The 18,773-nt window shown below is 35.3% G+C and carries 12 protein-coding genes and 1 pseudogene; 6 read left to right on the top strand and 7 right to left on the bottom strand.

Going from position 1 to position 18,773, the window contains the following annotated elements:
• The first annotated feature begins 1 nt into the window (after position 1).
• The 4 genes and pseudogenes from GMA17_RS12545 (at position 2) to GMA17_RS12530 (ending at position 4,567) form a co-directional block, all read left to right on the top strand.
• A complete protein-coding gene (locus GMA17_RS12545; RefSeq protein WP_248396702.1) occupies positions 2–2,680 on the top strand; it encodes a carboxypeptidase-like regulatory domain-containing protein in 2,679 nt (892 codons plus the stop codon).
• Positions 2,681–2,788: 108 nt separating this feature from the next.
• Positions 2,789–3,490, top strand: a complete 702-nt coding sequence (locus GMA17_RS12540) for a CoA transferase subunit A (RefSeq protein WP_248396699.1) — start codon at positions 2,789–2,791, stop codon at positions 3,488–3,490.
• A gap of 27 nt (positions 3,491–3,517) precedes the next feature.
• Positions 3,518–3,871: pseudogene (locus tag GMA17_RS12535) on the top strand (four helix bundle protein).
• Between the two features lie 42 nt (positions 3,872–3,913).
• Complete coding sequence (locus tag GMA17_RS12530) at positions 3,914–4,567, top strand: CoA transferase subunit B (RefSeq protein WP_248396697.1); 654 nt, start codon at positions 3,914–3,916, stop codon at positions 4,565–4,567.
• A 95-nt stretch (positions 4,568–4,662) separates the two neighbouring features.
• Here GMA17_RS12530 and GMA17_RS12525 read toward each other — a convergent pair whose 3' ends face one another.
• From GMA17_RS12525 to GMA17_RS12515, 3 genes are all read right to left on the bottom strand, one after another.
• Positions 4,663–5,280: an outer membrane beta-barrel protein gene (locus GMA17_RS12525; protein WP_248396696.1), complete on the bottom strand. Its 618-nt coding sequence runs from the start codon at positions 5,278–5,280 to the stop codon at positions 4,663–4,665.
• Positions 5,281–5,283: 3 nt separating this feature from the next.
• Positions 5,284–5,952 (bottom strand): hypothetical protein, encoded by a 669-nt coding sequence (locus tag GMA17_RS12520; protein WP_248396694.1) that lies wholly within the window; start codon positions 5,950–5,952, stop codon positions 5,284–5,286.
• A 401-nt stretch (positions 5,953–6,353) separates the two neighbouring features.
• Positions 6,354–8,045, bottom strand: coding sequence for an ABC transporter ATP-binding protein (locus GMA17_RS12515; RefSeq protein ID WP_248396692.1), 1,692 nt, complete (start codon positions 8,043–8,045; stop codon positions 6,354–6,356).
• Positions 8,046–8,211: 166 nt separating this feature from the next.
• On the opposite strand from GMA17_RS12515, the gene GMA17_RS12510 reads away from it, so the two are divergent.
• Together GMA17_RS12510 and GMA17_RS12505 are read left to right on the top strand one after the other, a co-directional pair.
• A complete protein-coding gene (locus GMA17_RS12510) occupies positions 8,212–12,528 on the top strand; it encodes a reprolysin-like metallopeptidase (RefSeq protein ID WP_248396689.1) in 4,317 nt (1,438 codons plus the stop codon).
• A gap of 301 nt (positions 12,529–12,829) precedes the next feature.
• A complete protein-coding gene (locus GMA17_RS12505) occupies positions 12,830–14,896 on the top strand; it encodes a GEVED domain-containing protein (protein WP_248396687.1) in 2,067 nt (688 codons plus the stop codon).
• A 196-nt stretch (positions 14,897–15,092) separates the two neighbouring features.
• Here GMA17_RS12505 and GMA17_RS12500 read toward each other — a convergent pair whose 3' ends face one another.
• From GMA17_RS12500 to GMA17_RS12485, 4 genes are all read right to left on the bottom strand, one after another.
• Positions 15,093–15,806: a 3'-5' exonuclease gene (locus GMA17_RS12500; protein ID WP_248396685.1), complete on the bottom strand. Its 714-nt coding sequence runs from the start codon at positions 15,804–15,806 to the stop codon at positions 15,093–15,095.
• A gap of 3 nt (positions 15,807–15,809) precedes the next feature.
• Complete coding sequence (locus GMA17_RS12495) at positions 15,810–16,964, bottom strand: serine hydrolase (protein ID WP_248396683.1); 1,155 nt, start codon at positions 16,962–16,964, stop codon at positions 15,810–15,812.
• A gap of 94 nt (positions 16,965–17,058) precedes the next feature.
• A complete protein-coding gene (locus tag GMA17_RS12490; RefSeq protein ID WP_248396681.1) occupies positions 17,059–17,538 on the bottom strand; it encodes a methylated-DNA--[protein]-cysteine S-methyltransferase in 480 nt (159 codons plus the stop codon).
• Complete coding sequence (locus GMA17_RS12485; protein ID WP_248396679.1) at positions 17,538–18,623, bottom strand: CNNM domain-containing protein; 1,086 nt, start codon at positions 18,621–18,623, stop codon at positions 17,538–17,540. Before GMA17_RS12485 ends, GMA17_RS12490 begins: the two co-directional genes overlap by 1 nt.
• Between the last annotated feature and the right edge of the window lie 150 nt (positions 18,624–18,773).

Here is an 18,773-nt window from a genome sequence, read left to right as displayed (position 1 = left end):
CATGAAATATATACTGACTTCTGCTATCATTTTCTTGGCACATGTAGTTTTACAAGCCCAGAATATTGAGGTAACAGGCGTTATTAAAGATACGCTCCAAAACCCATTAGAATATGCTAATATTCTGGCTGTTCCAGATGCTGAAAATGCCGATATGCGTTTTTCAATTACCGATAAAGCAGGTAACTATCTCTTAAAATTAGAGATGAACCAAACGTATGAAGTTACAGTTAGTTATTTGGGATACGAGCCACAAACGTTTACACTAGTCACAGCCGAAACAAATATTTCTAAAAATTTCTCTTTGAAAGAAAGTTTAAATCAACTTACAGAAGTAGAGCTGCACTACACACCACCTGTAACCGTAAAAAAAGACACCATTATATATTTAGCAGATAAATTTGTAACAGGCGAAGAACGTAAACTGCGTGATGTTTTAAAAAAATTGCCTGGTGTTGAGGTGGATAGAGATGGTAACGTAACATCCAACGGGAAGCGTGTAACCAAAGTGTTGGTTGAAGATAAAGTCTTTTTTACTGGAAATAGTAAACTAGCCGTAAACAATATTCCTGCCGATGCCATTGATAAGGTAGAAATGCTAGATAATTATAATGAAGTTGCTATGCTGAAAGGCTTAAAAGATAGTGAGACCTTAGCCATGAACATAAAATTGAAAGCAGATAAAAAGAAGTTTGTGTTTGGCGATGTAGAAGCGGGAACTGGAATAAAAGAACGTTATGTGGTGCATCCAAACATATTTTACTATAGTCCAGAAACAACCTTGAATTTTATAGGCGATTTGAATAATACAGGTGTTAAGAGTTTTACATTTCGAGATTATTTAGAGTTTGAAGGAGGTTTTGGTAAACTCATGGACGATGTTGGGAGTTATTTTAATTTGTTTAATAGCGATTTTTCCAGGTATTTAAACAATAACGATTATAAATCCAATACCAACCAATTTGCTGCTGGAAATATTAGGCAATCCATAAGTAAAAATTCGGATATAAGTGCTTATGTTATTACTAATAATGCCAAAATAGAAACACAAACCGAAACGAATACGGCTTATTTAGATAATGAAACACCATTTATAGAAGATAGAACAAGCAATAACACAGTAAATACTTTTTTCACCATCGGAAAACTAACCTATGAATACAAACCAAGTTTTAAAGAAGATTTGAGTTATAATAGTTTTGTAAAGATTTCTAACAATGATAGTCAAGGATTTATTTCAACTATAAATCCTGTGCAAAACAACCAAATAGCAACGCAATCTGATATTAAAAATATTAATCTGGAACAGCAGGTTAGTTACAGTAAAAAACTAACTGACAGTCATACTGGTACTTTAGAAGCTTCTTATACTTTCCAAAATAATAAACCTGTTGTTAATTGGCAAACGAATCAGCAAATTCTACAAGGGTTAATTCCGTTGGAAACCGATGATTTTTATAATATTCGTCAAACAAAAAAAATAAAAACCCATGTGGCAAATGCTATAGTTAAGGATTATTGGGTATTAAATAGTTTTAATCATTTATATACAAGTATTGGTATTAATGCCGCTTTTGATAACCTGTATTCAAATGACGCGCAATTATTGAGTGATGGCAGCATCAACAATTTTTCAAGTGCTGGTTTTGGTAATGATTTTCAATATCAGTTTGTTAATCCATTTATAGGTTTAGAATATAAGTTTCAAATAGGTATTGCAACCTTTAAGCCAGCTTTATATTACCATATTTATTTATGGAACACCAGCCAATTTAATGATAAAGACTCTAAAAGTAAAGCCTTATTATTACCCCAATTTTCAACTAAAATTGAATTTAATAATAGCGAAAAAATTAATTTTAAATACCAGTTGCAAGCGCGTTTTCCAAGTGTTGACCAGCTTGCAGGCAATTTTGTACTATCTAACTTTAATAGGGTTTATAAAGGGAACACGAGTTTGGAAAATCAATTGTATCATTCAGCTAGTTTAAATTATTATAAATCTAGTTTTTTTAAAGGTTTTTATTTAAATGTTGGGACGAACCTAACTAAAAAAATTGAGCAAATTAAAACCGTTACGCAGTTAAATGGTATTGAACAATTCAGTACACAAATAATGTTTAGTCAACCAGAGCATACGTGGACGGTAAATGGCGCCATTAATAAGAAAATTAGAAAAATTAGCTATAAATTTAAAAGTCGCTTTACCTATAATGATTTTTATCAGTTGGTTAATAATCAAACAAATTTAAATATTTCTAAAGGCGTTTCTTCCACGATTAGCGCAGAATCATTTTTTAAAAATTGGCCTAATTTCGAAATTGCTTACACCAAGGATTTTAGTAATTATCAAGCCTTTGGAAACAAAACAAAATTTGAAAACAATGAGATTTTCACCGCTTTAGAATATGATTTTCTAAACGATTTTATTTTCAAAGCCGATTACACATTCAACAATTATAAGAATAAAACAGCTGGTATAAAAAATCAATTTGACAACGCTAATGCATCACTTTTCTATCAAACAGAAAATAGTCCTTGGGGTTTTGAAATGGGTATTTCAAACATTTTTAATACCGAATTTAAACAGCAAAATTCATTTTCAAGCTTTTATATAAGCGATGGCAAAACCTTTATTATGCCACGAATTTTTATGTTTAAAGTGGCTTATAAACTATAATGTCAATTTGTCTTTATTGATAAGTAATTCACACCCAAAAATTTCAAAAGCCATTCCCTTCCGAATGGCTTTTTTATTTTGTATTTTTCGGAAGCAAAAAAACAGAATATGATTAATAAACAAGTTGCAGATATTAATGAAGCCTTGCAAGGTGTAACCGATAATATGACCTTTATGTTTGGCGGTTTTGGATTAAGTGGTATTCCAGAAAACTGTATCGCCAAATTGGTAGAATTGGAAGTAAAAGGTTTAACCTGTATTTCTAATAATGCTGGTGTGGACGATTTCGGATTGGGATTATTGCTGCACAAACGCCAAATAAAAAAAATGATTTCCTCTTACGTTGGTGAGAATGATGAGTTTGAGCGTCAAATGTTAAGTGGTGAATTGGATGTGGAATTAATTCCGCAAGGAACATTAGCCGAACGTTGTCGTGCAGCACAGGCTGGTTTCCCAGCTATTTACACACCTGCTGGTTATGGGACGGAAGTTGCCGAAGGTAAAGAAACCCGCGAATTTGATGGTAAAATGTATGTGTTAGAACATGCTTTTAAAGCCGATTTTGCTTTTATAAAAGCTTGGAAAGGTGATGCTGCTGGGAATTTAATTTTTAAGGGAACAGCCAGAAACTTTAATCCAAATATGTGTGGTGCAGCCAAAATAACCGTTGTTGAGGTTGAAGAATTAGTACCAGTTGGTGAACTAAATCCCAACCAAATCCATATACCTGGAATTTTTGTGCAACGTATTTTTGAAGGTAAAAACTACGAAAAACGTATTGAACAACGTACAGTTAGAAAAAGGGATTAAACGATGTGATGATTTGAAAATTTGAAGATGAGGAACGATAAGGAAAATATTATAGTGACGCTAACTTTCAAATTATCATTGAATATCATTGATTTTTCTGAAGAAATTAGAAAGAATCATAAATATGAAATGGCTTCTCAAATATTTAGAAGTGGAACATCTATTGGTGCTAACGTAGCAGAAGCACAGAATGCAGAGAGCAAAAAAGATTTTATTCATAAATTTAAAATTGCGGCTAAAGAAGCAGATGAATAACAGTATTGGTTAAAGTTATGTGAACAATCACAGCATTATCCAACGCCAGACAAACTAATTAATGACGATTTGAAATCCATAATTAAAATTATGTCGAAAATAATATCAAGTAGTAAACAAAGCTAATTTTCAAATCATCAAATTAACAAATCTTCAAATTATTAAAACATGTTAGATAAAAACGGAATAGCAAAACGCATAGCACAGGAAGTTCAAGACGGTTACTACGTGAATTTAGGAATTGGTATTCCAACCTTGGTTGCCAATTACGTGCGAGACGATATAGAAGTAGAATTTCAAAGTGAAAATGGCGTGCTTGGCATGGGACCATTTCCTTTTGAAGGCGAAGAAGATGCCGATATTATAAATGCCGGAAAACAAACCATTACCACCTTACCAGGAGCTAGTTTCTTCGATTCGGCTATGAGTTTTTCTATGATTCGTGGGCAACATGTAGATTTAACCATATTAGGTTCCATGGAAGTGGCGGAAAATGGCGACATTGCCAACTGGAAAATTCCAAACAAAATGGTAAAAGGTATGGGTGGTGCTATGGATTTAGTGGCAAGTGCTGAAAACATAATCGTGGCTATGATGCATACAAACAAAGCAGGCGAATCTAAACTACTAAAACGTTGCTCATTGCCATTAACTGGTGTTGGTTGCGTTAAAAAAATTGTGACGAATCTTGCGGTTATAGAAGTTACAGATAAAGGCTTCAAGCTTTTAGAACGTGCGCCAGGTGTTTCTATTGAAGAGATTCAAAAAGCAACGGAAGGCACTTTAATTATAGAAGGCACAATCCCTGAAATGAGCATTTGAGCGAATTCAGTTTAACCCTCGCATAAAATAGAAATGCAAAACTAAATGGAGCTTTAGCGGAATTCCATTTTAAAAAAATATTCAAAACAGTTTTTCTAATTATTGCCAATCGAAAAAATTAAGCCTAGCTGGACTTGAATTTGATTGGCTTTTTGAAAGAAATCCTTATAAGCAGTAGCTGTTTTAACATCAAACTGTGTATAATTATAATTTGCGCCTAGATACACAGCCACATGATCTGTAAATTTATAGAGTAAGTTACTACCTAGGTAAAATGCGGTTCCGTAAAAATCATCGAAATCTTTCGAACCACTTTTTTGGTGGATTCTAGTTCTACCAATACCTATTAAAGGTTCAACAGCCCAACTGTCCTTAAAATCTATTTCATATTGCAGTTTAAGATACGCAGCATAATAAAAGGACTTGTTAATGTTGCCACCTAATGTTTTGTTGGTTACCGTATACTCCATATATTCACCACCAATACCTATTTTAAAATTATAAGCTTTAAAAGCATTTATTTGAAGTCCAACTCCTAGAAAATTTGGATCATTAGCTTCGGATAGATAGTTGTCGCCAAAATTATTATGATTTATCATGTAAATGTAGAATTCTGGTCGAGGTTCAAACTCAGATTCAAATTCCGTACGGCGATTTTCTTGTGCAAAAACAAAAACTGGGCACAAGAGAATCACTATTAAAAAATGTTTCATTACTTAATAATTTAGGGTGTATTCATAAATATCTTCATCGCTAACATCAAGTATTTCTTGAAACGAAGAAACGGTTTGTGTGTTATTATTTCTTACATCGTAATGGATAATAAGCGTTTGGTTTTTAGCAACGGTTTCATAATAACTGCCGTAATAATAAGGTTCAGGTTCCTCTATAGGATTCGCATAAACATGATTTTTAGCCAAAATGCCATCTATGGAAATATCTATAATTTGATTTTCTGTGTTTACATTATTCAGAATAATGGTTAGCTGCATAATGTCATCTATTTCAATCAAAGTAAATAGGTTGGTTGATGAAAACGTATAGTCTACAAAATTGAAAGCTTTAATATTTGAAACCGTTTTGTTTTGATACGTATACGTGTTGTCCAAAGCTTTTATTTCGTAGGATATATTTCCTTTGGCTTTTGGAAACACCATTTCAAATTCGCCTAAATTATTGGTTTTTGTTAAGGAAATTAAATCGCTAGAATTTCCATAGGAACCGTTGTAATCTGTGTAAGCCCAAATTTCAATATCAAGATTTGGAATTGGATTGGCATTGCGGTCTAGCAATTGCCCATTGGCTACAAGACGCGTATCACCTTCATATTGAATAGTACAACTCAAGCAAAACAATCCTAAAGCATAAAGTAGAAACTTTTTCATCGTATAATTTTAAAGTTTAAATGTAATCAAATAAATTTCAATAACATTTTTTGTAGGAAAAATATTCAAAAATTATCTTAAATGTTAAAATAATATGTATTTCATCGAAAAATAATGTATTTTAACTGATACTTTCAAAATATATGTCATATTAGCAATCCCAAACCTAACTAATGAATTGAACTGAATCTTTTGAAATTTGAATTATAATTTGCCCCAAATCTATTATAATTTAAATTAGCAAAAAACCTCAAATCTAACATAAACCTAACCTACTTATGAATTTTGCCTCAAATCTACCTGAACAACCTACACGTTATGAAAACAGCTTGAATTTGAGTATTCAAAACACCAAGCGATTCATTAAAAGCTTTATGTATTTAACAAAGAAATTATTCATGCTATAATCCTTTTGGAATAGCATGAATAAGTTTTTTGGTGTACGCCTTTTGCGGATTTGCGTAAATGATATCTGCATCATTCATTTCTTCAATTTCTCCTTTATTCATTACAATTAAATTATCGGACATATATTTTACCACAGCTAAATCGTGTGAAATAAATATATAGGTAAACCCAAAATTTTCTTTTAAATCATTCAGTAAATTAAGTACCTGTGCCTGAACGGAAATATCTAATGCCGAAACCGATTCATCGCAAATAATTAATTTAGGTTCCAAAGCAATGATTCTCGCAATTCCTATGCGCTGCCTTTGGCCACCAGAAAACTCATGTGGATAGCGCGAAAAGAACGAGGCATCTAAACCAACCTTCTCCAATAATTCTAAAACACGTGTTTTTCTGTCTACATCTGACGTTCCAATGCCATGAACTTTCATAGGCTCCATAATGGCTTTTCCAACGGGAATCCTCGGATTTAACGATGCATACGGATCTTGAAAAATAATTTGAATATCTTTTCGTAATTCTCGAATAGCGTTTTTTGGTAAGGAGGTTATATCGTTTCCTTTATAAATAATCTCCCCTGCAGACGCTTTGTCCAATTGTAAAATAACATTTGCCAATGTGGATTTCCCACAACCAGATTCGCCAACCAATCCCAATGTTTCGCCTTCATATAAGTTAAAATTAACCTGATTGACAGCTTTAAAAGCTTCATCTTTTTTAAACCAACCCGATTTTGAAAAGTAGATTTTTTCTAAATTCTTAACCGTTAAAAGTGGTTGTTTTGCATAAATTTTCTCATGATTTCTGGCGCGATCTTCAGTGTTAACAACTGTTTTATCAATGGTGTTATTCATGTAATCTTTAATGGTTGCTAAACGTTTGTAGCGCACATCTAAGGCTGGTCTGGCATTAATTAATGCTTTGGTGTACGTGTGTTGTGGCTTATTAAAAATATCAGTAACCAATCCTTGTTCCACAATATGACCTTGATACATAACCAAAACCCGATTGGAAATTTCTGAAATAAGCGATAAATCATGTGAAATGAATAAAATGCTCATGCTTTCAGTTTGCTGAAGTTCTTTCAGCAATAAAATAATTTCCTTTTGAACGGTTACATCTAGAGCGGTTGTAGGTTCATCGGCAATTAAAATTTTGGGTTTACAAGCAATAGCCATGGCAATCATAACCCGTTGTTTTTGGCCGCCTGAAATTTCATGAGGATAAGCCTTAAAAACACGTTCCGGATTGGGTAGTTTTACTTTTTCAAAAAGATTAATTGTTTCTGTTTTTGCTGCAGACTTGGATAAATTGGTATGTTGTAAAAGAATCTCCCGAACCTGTTCGCCACATCGCATTGAAGGATTTAAGGAACTCATTGGTTCTTGGAAAATCATAGCGATATCGTTTCCGCGAATGTCCTGAAAATCTTTAGATGAAATTTGCGTTAAGTCAACATTATCAAAGTAAATGGAGCCTTCAGTAATTTTAGAAATCTGTTTAGGGAGTAGTCCCATAATGGCTAATGATGAAACTGATTTGCCTGACCCGGACTCACCTACAATGCCTAAAATTTCATTTGGAAATAAACTATATGTGATGCCATGAATAATTTCATTTTCAATTTTATTATTAGAAAATGAAATTTTTAAGTTGGTAACCTCTAAAATTTTATTTGTTTGCATACATGTAAAAGTAAGTCTTTTCTTCAAAACTACTGTGGTAAAACCGTAATGTTAATAATTCTGTATTTATTTCAATAAAAAAATAACAATTACATAAGTAATATGGTCATTTTTATATTAAATTCGTGAAAATTTCATTAAATAATCACATAAATAGCAATTAATTATGATTAAAAAACTATTCTTTTTATTAGTTCTATTCAGCATGAGCGTAGGTTTTTCTCAAAGTGATAAACTTTGGAAAAAACAAGTCGCTGTCAGCAAAAAGGCTGTTAAAAGCAGTAAACTTCTTTTGTCAGATTCAGAGATTTTCTCATTGAATTTTAACGCGCTAAAGCAATCGCTTCAAAACGTTTCTAAACGCGAAGAAATTGGGCGTCAATCGCAAGTTATCTTGTCTTTTCCAAATGATCAAGGCGTCATGGAGCGCTTTCGGATAGTGGAAGCTTCGGTTTTGCATCCAGATTTACAAGCGCGTTTTCCTGATATTCGTTCGTACGCTGGACAAGGAATTGACAATCCAGCGGATGTTATTCGCTTTAGTATGTCGCCTAAAGGTTTTCAGAGTATGCGTTTATCGCCAGATAAACCCGCAAGTTTTATTGAAGCTTATACTAATGATTTAAGTCAATACGTGGCGTTTAATCGTCAAGACCGCAGAATTGAGCAAGATGATTTTGAATGTACCGTAACAGATGCTATGAACACGAATATTACGGGTGATGGTAGTTCTTTACGAAATGCAGATGATGGTTTATTGCGGACATATAGATTGGCGGTGTCTACAACAGGCGAATATACGGCGTACCATGGTGGAACTAAAGCATTAGCACTAGCTGCAATAAACGCAACAATGACGCGTGTTAATGGTGTTTTTGAAAACGATTTTAATGTAACCATGGTTGTTATTCCTAATAATACAAATGTTATTTATACCAATGCTGGTAGTGACCCCTATTCGTCGTCAAATTATAATAGTCAGTTACAATCAACACTCACAAGTGTGATTGGGGAATCTAATTATGATATTGGTCACCTATTTGCACGCGACTCCAATAATGGAAACGCGGGTTGTATAGGATGTATTTGCGTGAATGGACAAAAAGGAAGTGCTTTTACCTCGCGAACAGATCCAGAAGGTGAGCCATTTGATATTGATTATGTAGCCCATGAAATGGGTCATCAATTTGGTGCCAACCATACATTTTCTTTTAGAAATGAAAGTACCAATGCGCATTTTGAGCCAGGAAGTGGTACAACAATTATGGGTTATGCCGGAATTACGGGAGCTACAGATGTGCAATCCAATAGTGACCCTTATTTTCATGCCTTCTCTATTCAGCAAGTTACTAATTATATTAAATCAAGAAGTTGTCAGACCAATACCAATACAGGAAATGCCATTCCAACAGCCGATGCAGGCTCTAATTATACCATTCCAAAAGGAACGCCTTTTGTTTTAAATGGTTCAGGTTCTGATGCTAATTCTAGTGATGTATTAACGTATTGCTGGGAACAATTTGATGAAAACAACGCAGCCACAACGTACCCTAGCACGACAGCAACAACTGGTGTAGCGTTTCGTTCTTATAGTCCTTCAACGGATACAAAAAGATATTTTCCAAGGTTATCTACCATTAAGTCAGGGAGTACATCTTGGCAATGGGAAGCGGTTCCCAATGTAGCACGAACATTAAATTTCCGTATGACGGTTAGAGATAATAAAGCTGGAGGTGCAGCCAATAATAGTGATGATATGGTTGTAACGGTAAATGGAACAGCTGGTCCATTTGTAATAAACGCACCAAACTCTAATGTAACGTGGTCTGCAGGAAGTACGCAAAACGTAACGTGGAATGTTGCCGGAACTACAGGTAATGGCGTGAATGCTACTAATGTGGATATCTTTTTATCAACCGATGGTGGCGATACCTATCCGATTGTTTTAGCAACAAATGTTCCAAATGATGGCGCTCAAAATGTGGTTGTTCCAAATAATCAAGGGAATCAAAACCGTATCATGGTTAAGGGAAGTAATCATATTTTCTTCGATATTTCTAACAGTAATTTCACCATTGCTGGTCAAGTAGTTTGTAATGCTACAGTACCAACTGGTTTAAATGCTTCTGGTGTTAATTCTAATTCGGCAAACCTATCATGGAGTGCTGTTTCAGGAGCGACTTACGATTTACGTTACCGTCAAACAGGAACAACAACTTGGACAACAAATAATGTAACTGGAATTTCAACATCTATTTCAGGATTAAGTAGTTTAACACAGTATGAAGCGCAAGTTCGCAGTAAATGTAGTGGTGGAAGTAGTTCAGCTTATAGCAGTTCAATCAACTTCACAACCACGGATGTGCAACTAAATTACTGTTCGTCAGCAAGTACGAATGTGAATGACGAATTCATTAGTCGTGTGCAATTGAACACCATAAATAATGCCTCTGGAGCGCAATTTTATTCAGATTTCACAGGTATTTCTACAACCTTAACTAAAGGTACACAATACACGATAACAGTAACACCAACATGGACAGGCACTACTTATAATGAAGGGTATTCGGTTTGGATTGATTACAATCGTGATGGCGATTTTAATGATGCAGGCGAGCAAGTTTGGACGCGTGCAGCTTCAAAAACAACACCTGTAAGTGGTAATTTCACCATTCCTGCAGGTGCTGTTGAAAATTCTACACGTATGCGTGTATCCATGAAATACAATGGAATTCCTACACCATGTGAAACATTTAATTATGGCGAAGTTGAAGATTATACCATCGTAATTCAATCTCAAGGTCCTGATACCGTTGCGCCAAGTGCGCCAACCAATTTATCAGCATCCAACACAACGCAAACAACAACCAATTTAAGTTGGAATGCCGCTACTGATAATATTGCCGTTACGGCCTATGATGTTTATCAAGGTGCTAGTATTATTGCAACCGTTTCTGGAACATCGTATGCTGTAGTTGGTTTAAGTGCCAGCACATCATATCCATTTAGTGTCCGCGCTAAAGATGCCGCAGGAAATGTGTCTGTTGCTAGTAATACGGTAAATGTTACAACATTAAATCCGCCAGATACGCAAGCACCAAGTGTGCCAGCTAATGTATCTGCAACTAATACAACGCAAACAAGTACGAGTTTGAGCTGGTCATCGTCCACTGATAATGTAGGAGTCACAGGGTATGATGTATATCAAGGTTCCGCTATTATTGCTAGTGTTTCTGGAACTACGAGACAAGTAACGGGCTTAACAGCTAACACGGCTTATACATTTAGAGTAAGAGCTAAAGATGCTGCGGGAAATATTTCAGACTATAGTAATCCGGTAAACGTTACCACCTTACCAATTACAAACACAGGTTGTTCAGGAAGTGTTTCGGCATTTCCGTATACTGAAGGGTTTGAAAACACATTAGGCGATTGGACACAGTCCACTGCTGATGATGCGAACTGGACCGTTGATGCAAACGGAACGCCTTCAAGCAACACAGGACCATCAAGTGCGGCTCAAGGCAGTTATTATATTTTTGTGGAGGCATCGAGTCCTAATTATCCCAACAAACGGGCCATTTTAAACTCACCTTGTTTTGATTTGTCAGCCGAGAATGCTGCAACATTCAATTTCCAATACCACATGTATGGTTCAAATAGCTTTGGGACTATTGCGTTAGAAGCGAGTACGAATAATGGCACATCTTGGACTTCTATTTGGAATGAGTCGGGGAATAAAGGAAATTCTTGGCAATCGGTAAGCGTGGATTTATCAACTTATGTTGGTGGAACCGTTCAATTGCGTTTTAATAGAAACGTTGGAACAACATGGCAGGCTGATTTAGCCATTGATAATATAAGTTTAACCACTGGAGGAGGTGGAACAGGTGGAAACTGTAACGTAGGTAACGTTACCTTAAGTTTAACCTTTGATAATTATCCTCAAGAAACGGGTTGGACGCTTAAAAATGCCTCGGGAACGACAGTTGCATCTGCAACCTATTCCACATCAAATCCAGATGGCTCAACCGTTAACAGAACCTTTAGTGGTTTGGCGGCTGGCGAATATACGTTTACAATTACCGATGCGTATGGCGATGGTATTTGCTGTTCGTACGGAAATGGTTCGTATACTTTAACGGGGTCTACGGGAACTTTAGCGTCTGGTGGTAGTTTTGCGGCTTCTGAATCAACCGTATTCTGTATAGAGTCGGCTTCACGTGAGGTGGTTGATATGAATACGCCTCAATTAGAACAAGATATTACCTTGTATCCAAATCCTGTAAAAGGAAACGTTTTAAATATTAAAACAACCTTTCAAGATGTAACCTATGAAGTATTTAATAGCATTGGTCAAATGGTTAGAAAAGACGCGTTGAACAATGGAACTATTGATGTTAGTAATTTAGAAACAGCATTGTATCAAATTCGTTTTAAAACGGAAAGCGGTATAGTAACGAAACGTTTTATTAAGCAATAGGTATAAATTAAATTGAAGTAAAAACGTCCAGGTTGAAAAATCTGGGCGTTTTTTTATGAGAATATTTTTAATTTAAATTGTGTAAATCAAACTTTTTAAGTTGCTAATTGTGAAAATTTCAAACTGAATAGACATGAAAAAATGTAAGTTTTTTCTTCAAACCTGTTGTGGTAAAACCGTAAAGAATTTTTTCTAATGGTTATTCAACGAAAATAAGGCTATTATATTTTGAAATTATCATTTTTAAAATACATTCGTGTAGAATAATTCAATTATTAACTTAAAATTTTAAACATTTCACATGAAAAAACCTACTACATTATTCTTTATGTGTTTTCTGTTTAGCATCGCGATTTTTGCCCAAGAACGCAATTGCTCAACTATGGAAAACTTGGAATACCGAAAACAACAAGACCCAGGTCTCGAACTACGCATGGCGCAAATTGAAGCGTTTACGCAAACCCAAATCCAACAGATGGAAAATAATAGAATCGATGGTTCTATAATAACACTTCCTGTTGTTGTACATGTACTATACAGAAACAGTACAGAAAATATAAGTGTTGCACAAATCCAATCGCAATTAGATGTTTTAAATGAAGATTTTAGACGTACAAATCCAGATGCAGATAACACATGGTCTCAAGCGGCTGATACCCAAATTGAATTCTGCTTAGCGTCTATTGATCCTAATGGAAATGCAACATCAGGAATTACTAGAAAGTCTACAACACGTCAAGATTGGGGAACAACTGATGACATGAAAAAATCATCGCAAGGTGGTGTTAACCCTTGGAATACCTCTGAATACCTTAATATGTGGATTGTACCAAAAATGACTAGTGGTGGAAACACCATTTTAGGCTATGCCCAATTTCCTGGCGGAAATGCTGCTACAGACGGCGTTGTAATGGCTTATAACTATTTTGGTCGCGTTGGAAATGTATCCGCTCCCTTTGATGGCGGACGTACAACCACACACGAAGTGGGACACTATCTAAATCTTCGACATATTTGGGGAGATGCTAATTGTGGAAACGATTTTGTTAGTGATACTCCTACGCATCAAACCTCAAATGGAGGTTGTCCAACAGGACGCGTTTCTTGTGGATCTGCAGATATGGTTCAAAACTATATGGATTATACAAACGATTCTTGTATGAACTTATTTACAGCGGGACAAAAAAACAGAATGCGCGCGGTGCTGAATGCTGGAGGTGCTAGAAGATCTTTAGCACTATCAGAAAAATGTGGCGGTAGTGCAACTACACCAACATGTAATGACGGTGTGCAAAATGGAACTGAAACGGGTGTAGATTGCGGAGGTTCATCGTGTCAGCCATGTCAAACAGGTTCTCAATACTGTAGCGCTCAAGGAAACAGTGTCAATGACGAGTACATTTCACGTGTGCAATTAGGAACCATTAATAAGGCTTCTGGCGCACAATCCTATTCAGACTTTACCGCAACTTCCACTAATTTAACCAAAGCAAATAATTATACAGTTACCGTAACACCTACCTGGACAGGAACTAGTTATAATGAAGGATACGCTGTATGGATAGATTATAACCAAGATGGCGATTTTACCGATTCAGGTGAGCAGGTATGGTCTAGATCAGCTTCTAAAACAAGTCCTGTAAGCGGAAGTTTTACAATTCCTACATCGGCTACATTAGGTGAAACCAGAATGCGTGTGGCTATGAAATACAATGCTATTCCAACATCTTGTGAAACATTTAGTTATGGCGAAGTGGAAGATTACACAGTAAATATTGTAAGTGGTGGAAATTCTGGTGGTGATACAACCGTTAGTCTATCCATTACCTTTGATAATTACCCGGAAGAAACCTCATGGGCAATCCTTGATGGTGGCACTACTGTAGCTTCTGGCGGTACGTATGGTTCGCAACCAGATGGTTCTACCTTAAATATTGATGTCAATTTACCTGCAGGTTGTTATGCATTAGTTGTTAGAGATGTTTATGGCGATGGTATTTGCTGCTCATACGGGAATGGTTCGTATACTTTAAAAGCTGGAACTACAACATTAGCAAGTGGTGGTTCTTTTACAAGTTCGCAAACAACAAACTTCTGTGTTGGCGGTGCATCTCGAGGTCTTGGAACCGTAACATCGTCCACGGATGATTTGTTTACTCTATATCCAAATCCAACAAAGCAAGCATTGAATATCGCTTTAAATGGATTAGAAGCACAAAGTTATCAAATATCGAATATGCTTGGTCAAATAGTAATGAAAGGCGTATTTACCGAAACCATTAATGTTTCAGAATTGAATGATGGCATGTACATAATTCAATTAAATATTGGTGAGAAAACGAAAGTAAAACGCTTTATCAAGCAGTAATTATAAATTATTTTTTAATGAAAACGTCCAGAGTGAAAGCTCTGGACTTTTTTATTGCTGTGGTTAAAAAAGACAATGGATACTTTTAAGTTTTTTGGGCAAATTTTTTGAAAGAAAAAACCAGGCTCTCGCTACTCAATCTTTTTTCTGAAATAAAAAAAGGATTTCAAACATGCGCTCCATCCTTTTTGCAGACTTAAATATGAATAATCTCGTTATCATGAAGGAGTTCATCACCTCGCAAGCGTAAGAAAATTTGCGCTACGGCAATGGTATCTTTCTCGCAGTATATTATAATCCGATCGATATCGTTTTCTTCGTAAAAAACTCGGTAGACTTCACTGCCATCTATATCATCTTTGGGCGAAGGAATCCCCAACACATTAGTCAATAATTTTAAAGAGGTATAGGTTTTATAATCACCAAATTTCCACAATTCTAGCGTATCCAAATGTGGAACTTCCCAGGGTTTCTTCCCAAATAAATTAAGTTTATAAGGCAATTCTATATTATGAATAATCATGCGTCGTGCTATGTATGGAAAATCAAATTCCTTACCATTATGTGCACAAAGCAAGTGTTTATTTTCACTGAAATGCGAAATTAATAAATTTTTGAAGTCTTTTAGAATCTTGATTTCCTCACCATAAAAGGACGTTACCCGAAAGGTGCGAACATCGCCTTCCATTTTAAAATATCCCACCGAAATACAGACTATTTTTCCAAATTCAGCCCAAATTCCAGCACGATCATAAAATTCTTCAGCAGTAAATTCGTCTTTACGTTGGTATTTGGATTTGGCGTCCCAAAGCATTTGTTTGGTTTCATCTAAATCTGAAAAATGCCTCGTTTCTGGAACGGTTTCAATATCCAGGAATAGAATGTTTTCGAGATTTAGTTTAGAAATCATGGTTTATTTTTTATTAAGCATGTTGTAAGCCTCTTCAATATACGTAAAAATATCGGGCGTAAACGTTGCCAGTGCGTCTCCTGGTCCTTTAGAATGCCCTAATCTTACAATAATTACGTTGTCATTTGGTTCCACAATAACGTACTGACCCAAGTGGCCACGCATCATAAAAAATTCCTTATCATCAATATTTTTTAACCACCAACCATAGCCGTATTCTGGACTAGCAGGAAAACGTGGTTTAATAGATTTAGCAACAAAGGCCGAATCTAAAAGTTGCTTGCCTTGCCATTTTCCATGATCTTTATAGAGTTTGCCTAAACGTGCAAAATCTTTCGCATTACTAGCAATACAACAATATGCTTTTACCATGTCATGATCGTCGCTGTCTACTTGCCAAAGTGTTGCGTTTTCTGAACCTAATGGTTTCCAAAACGATTCGGTTAAATAATCATTTAGTTTTTTGCCAGTTGCACGTTCAATAACCATAGCTAGCATTTGGGTGTCACCACTTGAATAGGTGTAAGATTGTCCTGGTTCTTTCACGACTTTTAAACCGTTAATCACCTTATCTAAATCATCATCAAAATAGGCACGTGTAGTGATAGATAAAGGCGAATAATAGGCTTCGTCCCAATCGGTTCCTGATGCCATAGATGATAAATCGCCAACCGTTAATTTGGCGGCTAAACCTTCTGTGAATTCAGGAAGGAAATCACTAACAGGTTGATTCAAACTCTTAATATGGCCTTGCATGAGTGCTTTTCCTAACATAGCGGATACATAACTTTTGGCCATGGAAAATGAGTTGGATTTGGAACTTTCATCAAAACCATCGTAATAATTTTCGAACCAAATACTATCATTTTTAATGATTACGTAAGCAATGGTGCCGTTTTCATTATTAATTTTATTTAAGGCTTCAGTTTCTTTTACGCTATTATAATCTTGATGATTTGGCCATGGTTGTGGTGTGCCATTTTCCACAACTTGATTATCAAATTCTTTATAATCTTCTAAATATGCTGTGGAATAACCCTTTAAATAAATAGTTCTAACGGCTTTTATAAGGTAATCGGTATCGGTTATATACAAGGTTGCAATGAGTAGAACAAAAACAATTAGGATCCATTTCAAGATCGATTTTAGGAATTTCATACCGTAAGATTTAGAAAATAAATATAGGAATTTTTATTGAGGCTTGTTGTAGTTGATGTGATTAATACCAATTATAATTACGCCACATGTTAGGTTAAAACAAGGCTTGTTGTTTATAAGGGCTTTCGTGCTCTAACAGCCATTTTTTTCGGTGCAGACCACCAGCATAACCTGTTAAACTCCCATCTGAACCAATTACCCGATGGCATGGAACTACAATCCAAAGTGGGTTTTTACCATTGGCATTTGCTACAGCACGAATGGCTTTTATGTCTCCTAGTTTTTTAGAAAGTTCCAAATACGACACCGATTTACCATAGGGGATTTTACGCAAAGCATCCCAAACGCTTTTTTGAAAAATGGTGCCTTCTGCATTTAATATTAAATCGAATTGCTTACGTTTTCCTTCAAAATATTCATTAAGCTGATAGACGCAATCTTGAAGAGGTTCCGGAATAATATCCGTTAGTTTTTCTTCGGAATTTAAAACGGTTATAGCCGAAATACCATCTGTATCTCCTGTAATTTGGGTGAACCCAAGTGGTGATTTTATAATGCAACGCTCTTGTTCCATTAATCGGTTGGCTTTTCGTTATCAATTAAACCGAGTCGTTTAGCGCGCGCTTCCCATCCACGTCTAGCTAAAACTTGTAAATCTGGAACGTCATCACTTTCGTCCATAATTTCTAAACCTAGAAGAGTTTCAATAACATCCTCCATTGTAACTAAACCACTTACAGAGCCATATTCATCTACCACTAAAGCCAAGTGGTTTTTACTTTCTACCAACTGTTCGAATAAGCGGGGAATAGGAAGGTTGCGATTTATAATAATAATTGGTCTTTTAATAGCTGAAAGTAGCTTGTCACCATTTCCAAAAGCCATTTCCTTAAAAACTTCATCTTTTAAAACGAGTCCTGTTATATTATCTGACTTCTTTGTATAAACAGGAATTCGCGAAAATTTGGTGTTGGCATTTTTCTTAAAAAAATCTTCGATGGTTTGATTTTCATTTTCTAAAGACATCACCGTTCTAGGTGTCATGACGTCTTTGGCTAAAACCTCTTTAAATGTGAGCATGTTTTTTATAACCTTACTTTCAGATTCATGAAAAACACCTTCTTCTTCTGCTAAATTGGTCATAGCATGGAAATCTTCGCGGCTTAATACGCTACCATGTGGACTGCCACCAATCAGTTTGGTTGTAAGGCGTAGAAGCCATAAAATTCCTGAATACTTTAAAGGAAACATTAAAATGTTAAGAGTTGTTGCTGTAAACCCAGCCAATGATTTCCAATAGGATGCTCCAATAGTTTTAGGTATAATTTCAGAAACGACTAAAATAAGCAAGGTCATTATTGCCGAGACGATACCAACGGTATTTATACCAAAAACTTCAATTTTAAATGGTAATTTTTCAGCTTCAATACCAACCATCATGGCGCCTAAAGTGTGCGCAATGGTGTTTAAGGTTAAAATGGCAATAAGTGGTTGATCAACATCTTTTTTTAACGCTTCCAACTTGAGCGCATAATCCTTGCCTTCTTGTTTTTTAACGGTAATAAACGTAGGTGTGATACTTAATAATACAGCTTCCAAAATGGAGCATAAAAATGAAAAGAAAATAGATACTGTAGCCCAAAGAATGAGTGTGGTCATTAACGTATTTTTAGTTTCTTGCTAATTTACAAAATCATAAGGGAATTTCAGATTTTAAATGTAGTTTCAAAAGTTTGTGGGCTTTTTTTTAAGGCTATAAAATGGCATTGCGTTATTAATATAAGGCATTAAGGTAATTAATGTAGAAAA

This window comes from Bizionia sp. M204 (assembly GCF_023205095.1).
Lineage (GTDB): Bacteria > Bacteroidota > Bacteroidia > Flavobacteriales > Flavobacteriaceae > Algorimicrobium > Algorimicrobium hallyeonense.
This window is presented reverse-complemented; position numbering and strand designations above follow the sequence as displayed.

Excerpts from the sequence above, each read along its gene's own strand:
- GMA17_RS12490 (WP_248396681.1), bottom strand. The coding sequence starts at position 17,538 with ATGGAACAAGAGCGTTGCATTATAAAATCACCACTTGGGTTCACCCAA.
- GMA17_RS12520 (WP_248396694.1), bottom strand. The coding sequence starts at position 5,952 with ATGAAAAAGTTTCTACTTTATGCTTTAGGATTGTTTTGCTTGAGTTGT.
- GMA17_RS12515 (WP_248396692.1), bottom strand. The coding sequence starts at position 8,045 with ATGCAAACAAATAAAATTTTAGAGGTTACCAACTTAAAAATTTCATTT.
- GMA17_RS12495 (WP_248396683.1), bottom strand. The coding sequence starts at position 16,964 with ATGAAATTCCTAAAATCGATCTTGAAATGGATCCTAATTGTTTTTGTT.
- GMA17_RS12530 (WP_248396697.1), top strand. The coding sequence starts at position 3,914 with ATGTTAGATAAAAACGGAATAGCAAAACGCATAGCACAGGAAGTTCAA.
- GMA17_RS12540 (WP_248396699.1), top strand. The coding sequence starts at position 2,789 with ATGATTAATAAACAAGTTGCAGATATTAATGAAGCCTTGCAAGGTGTA.
- GMA17_RS12505 (WP_248396687.1), top strand. The coding sequence starts at position 12,830 with ATGAAAAAACCTACTACATTATTCTTTATGTGTTTTCTGTTTAGCATC.
- GMA17_RS12485 (WP_248396679.1), bottom strand. The coding sequence starts at position 18,623 with ATGACCACACTCATTCTTTGGGCTACAGTATCTATTTTCTTTTCATTT.
- GMA17_RS12545 (WP_248396702.1), top strand. The coding sequence starts at position 2 with ATGAAATATATACTGACTTCTGCTATCATTTTCTTGGCACATGTAGTT.
- GMA17_RS12510 (WP_248396689.1), top strand. The coding sequence starts at position 8,212 with ATGATTAAAAAACTATTCTTTTTATTAGTTCTATTCAGCATGAGCGTA.
- GMA17_RS12525 (WP_248396696.1), bottom strand. The coding sequence starts at position 5,280 with ATGAAACATTTTTTAATAGTGATTCTCTTGTGCCCAGTTTTTGTTTTT.
- GMA17_RS12500 (WP_248396685.1), bottom strand. The coding sequence starts at position 15,806 with ATGATTTCTAAACTAAATCTCGAAAACATTCTATTCCTGGATATTGAA.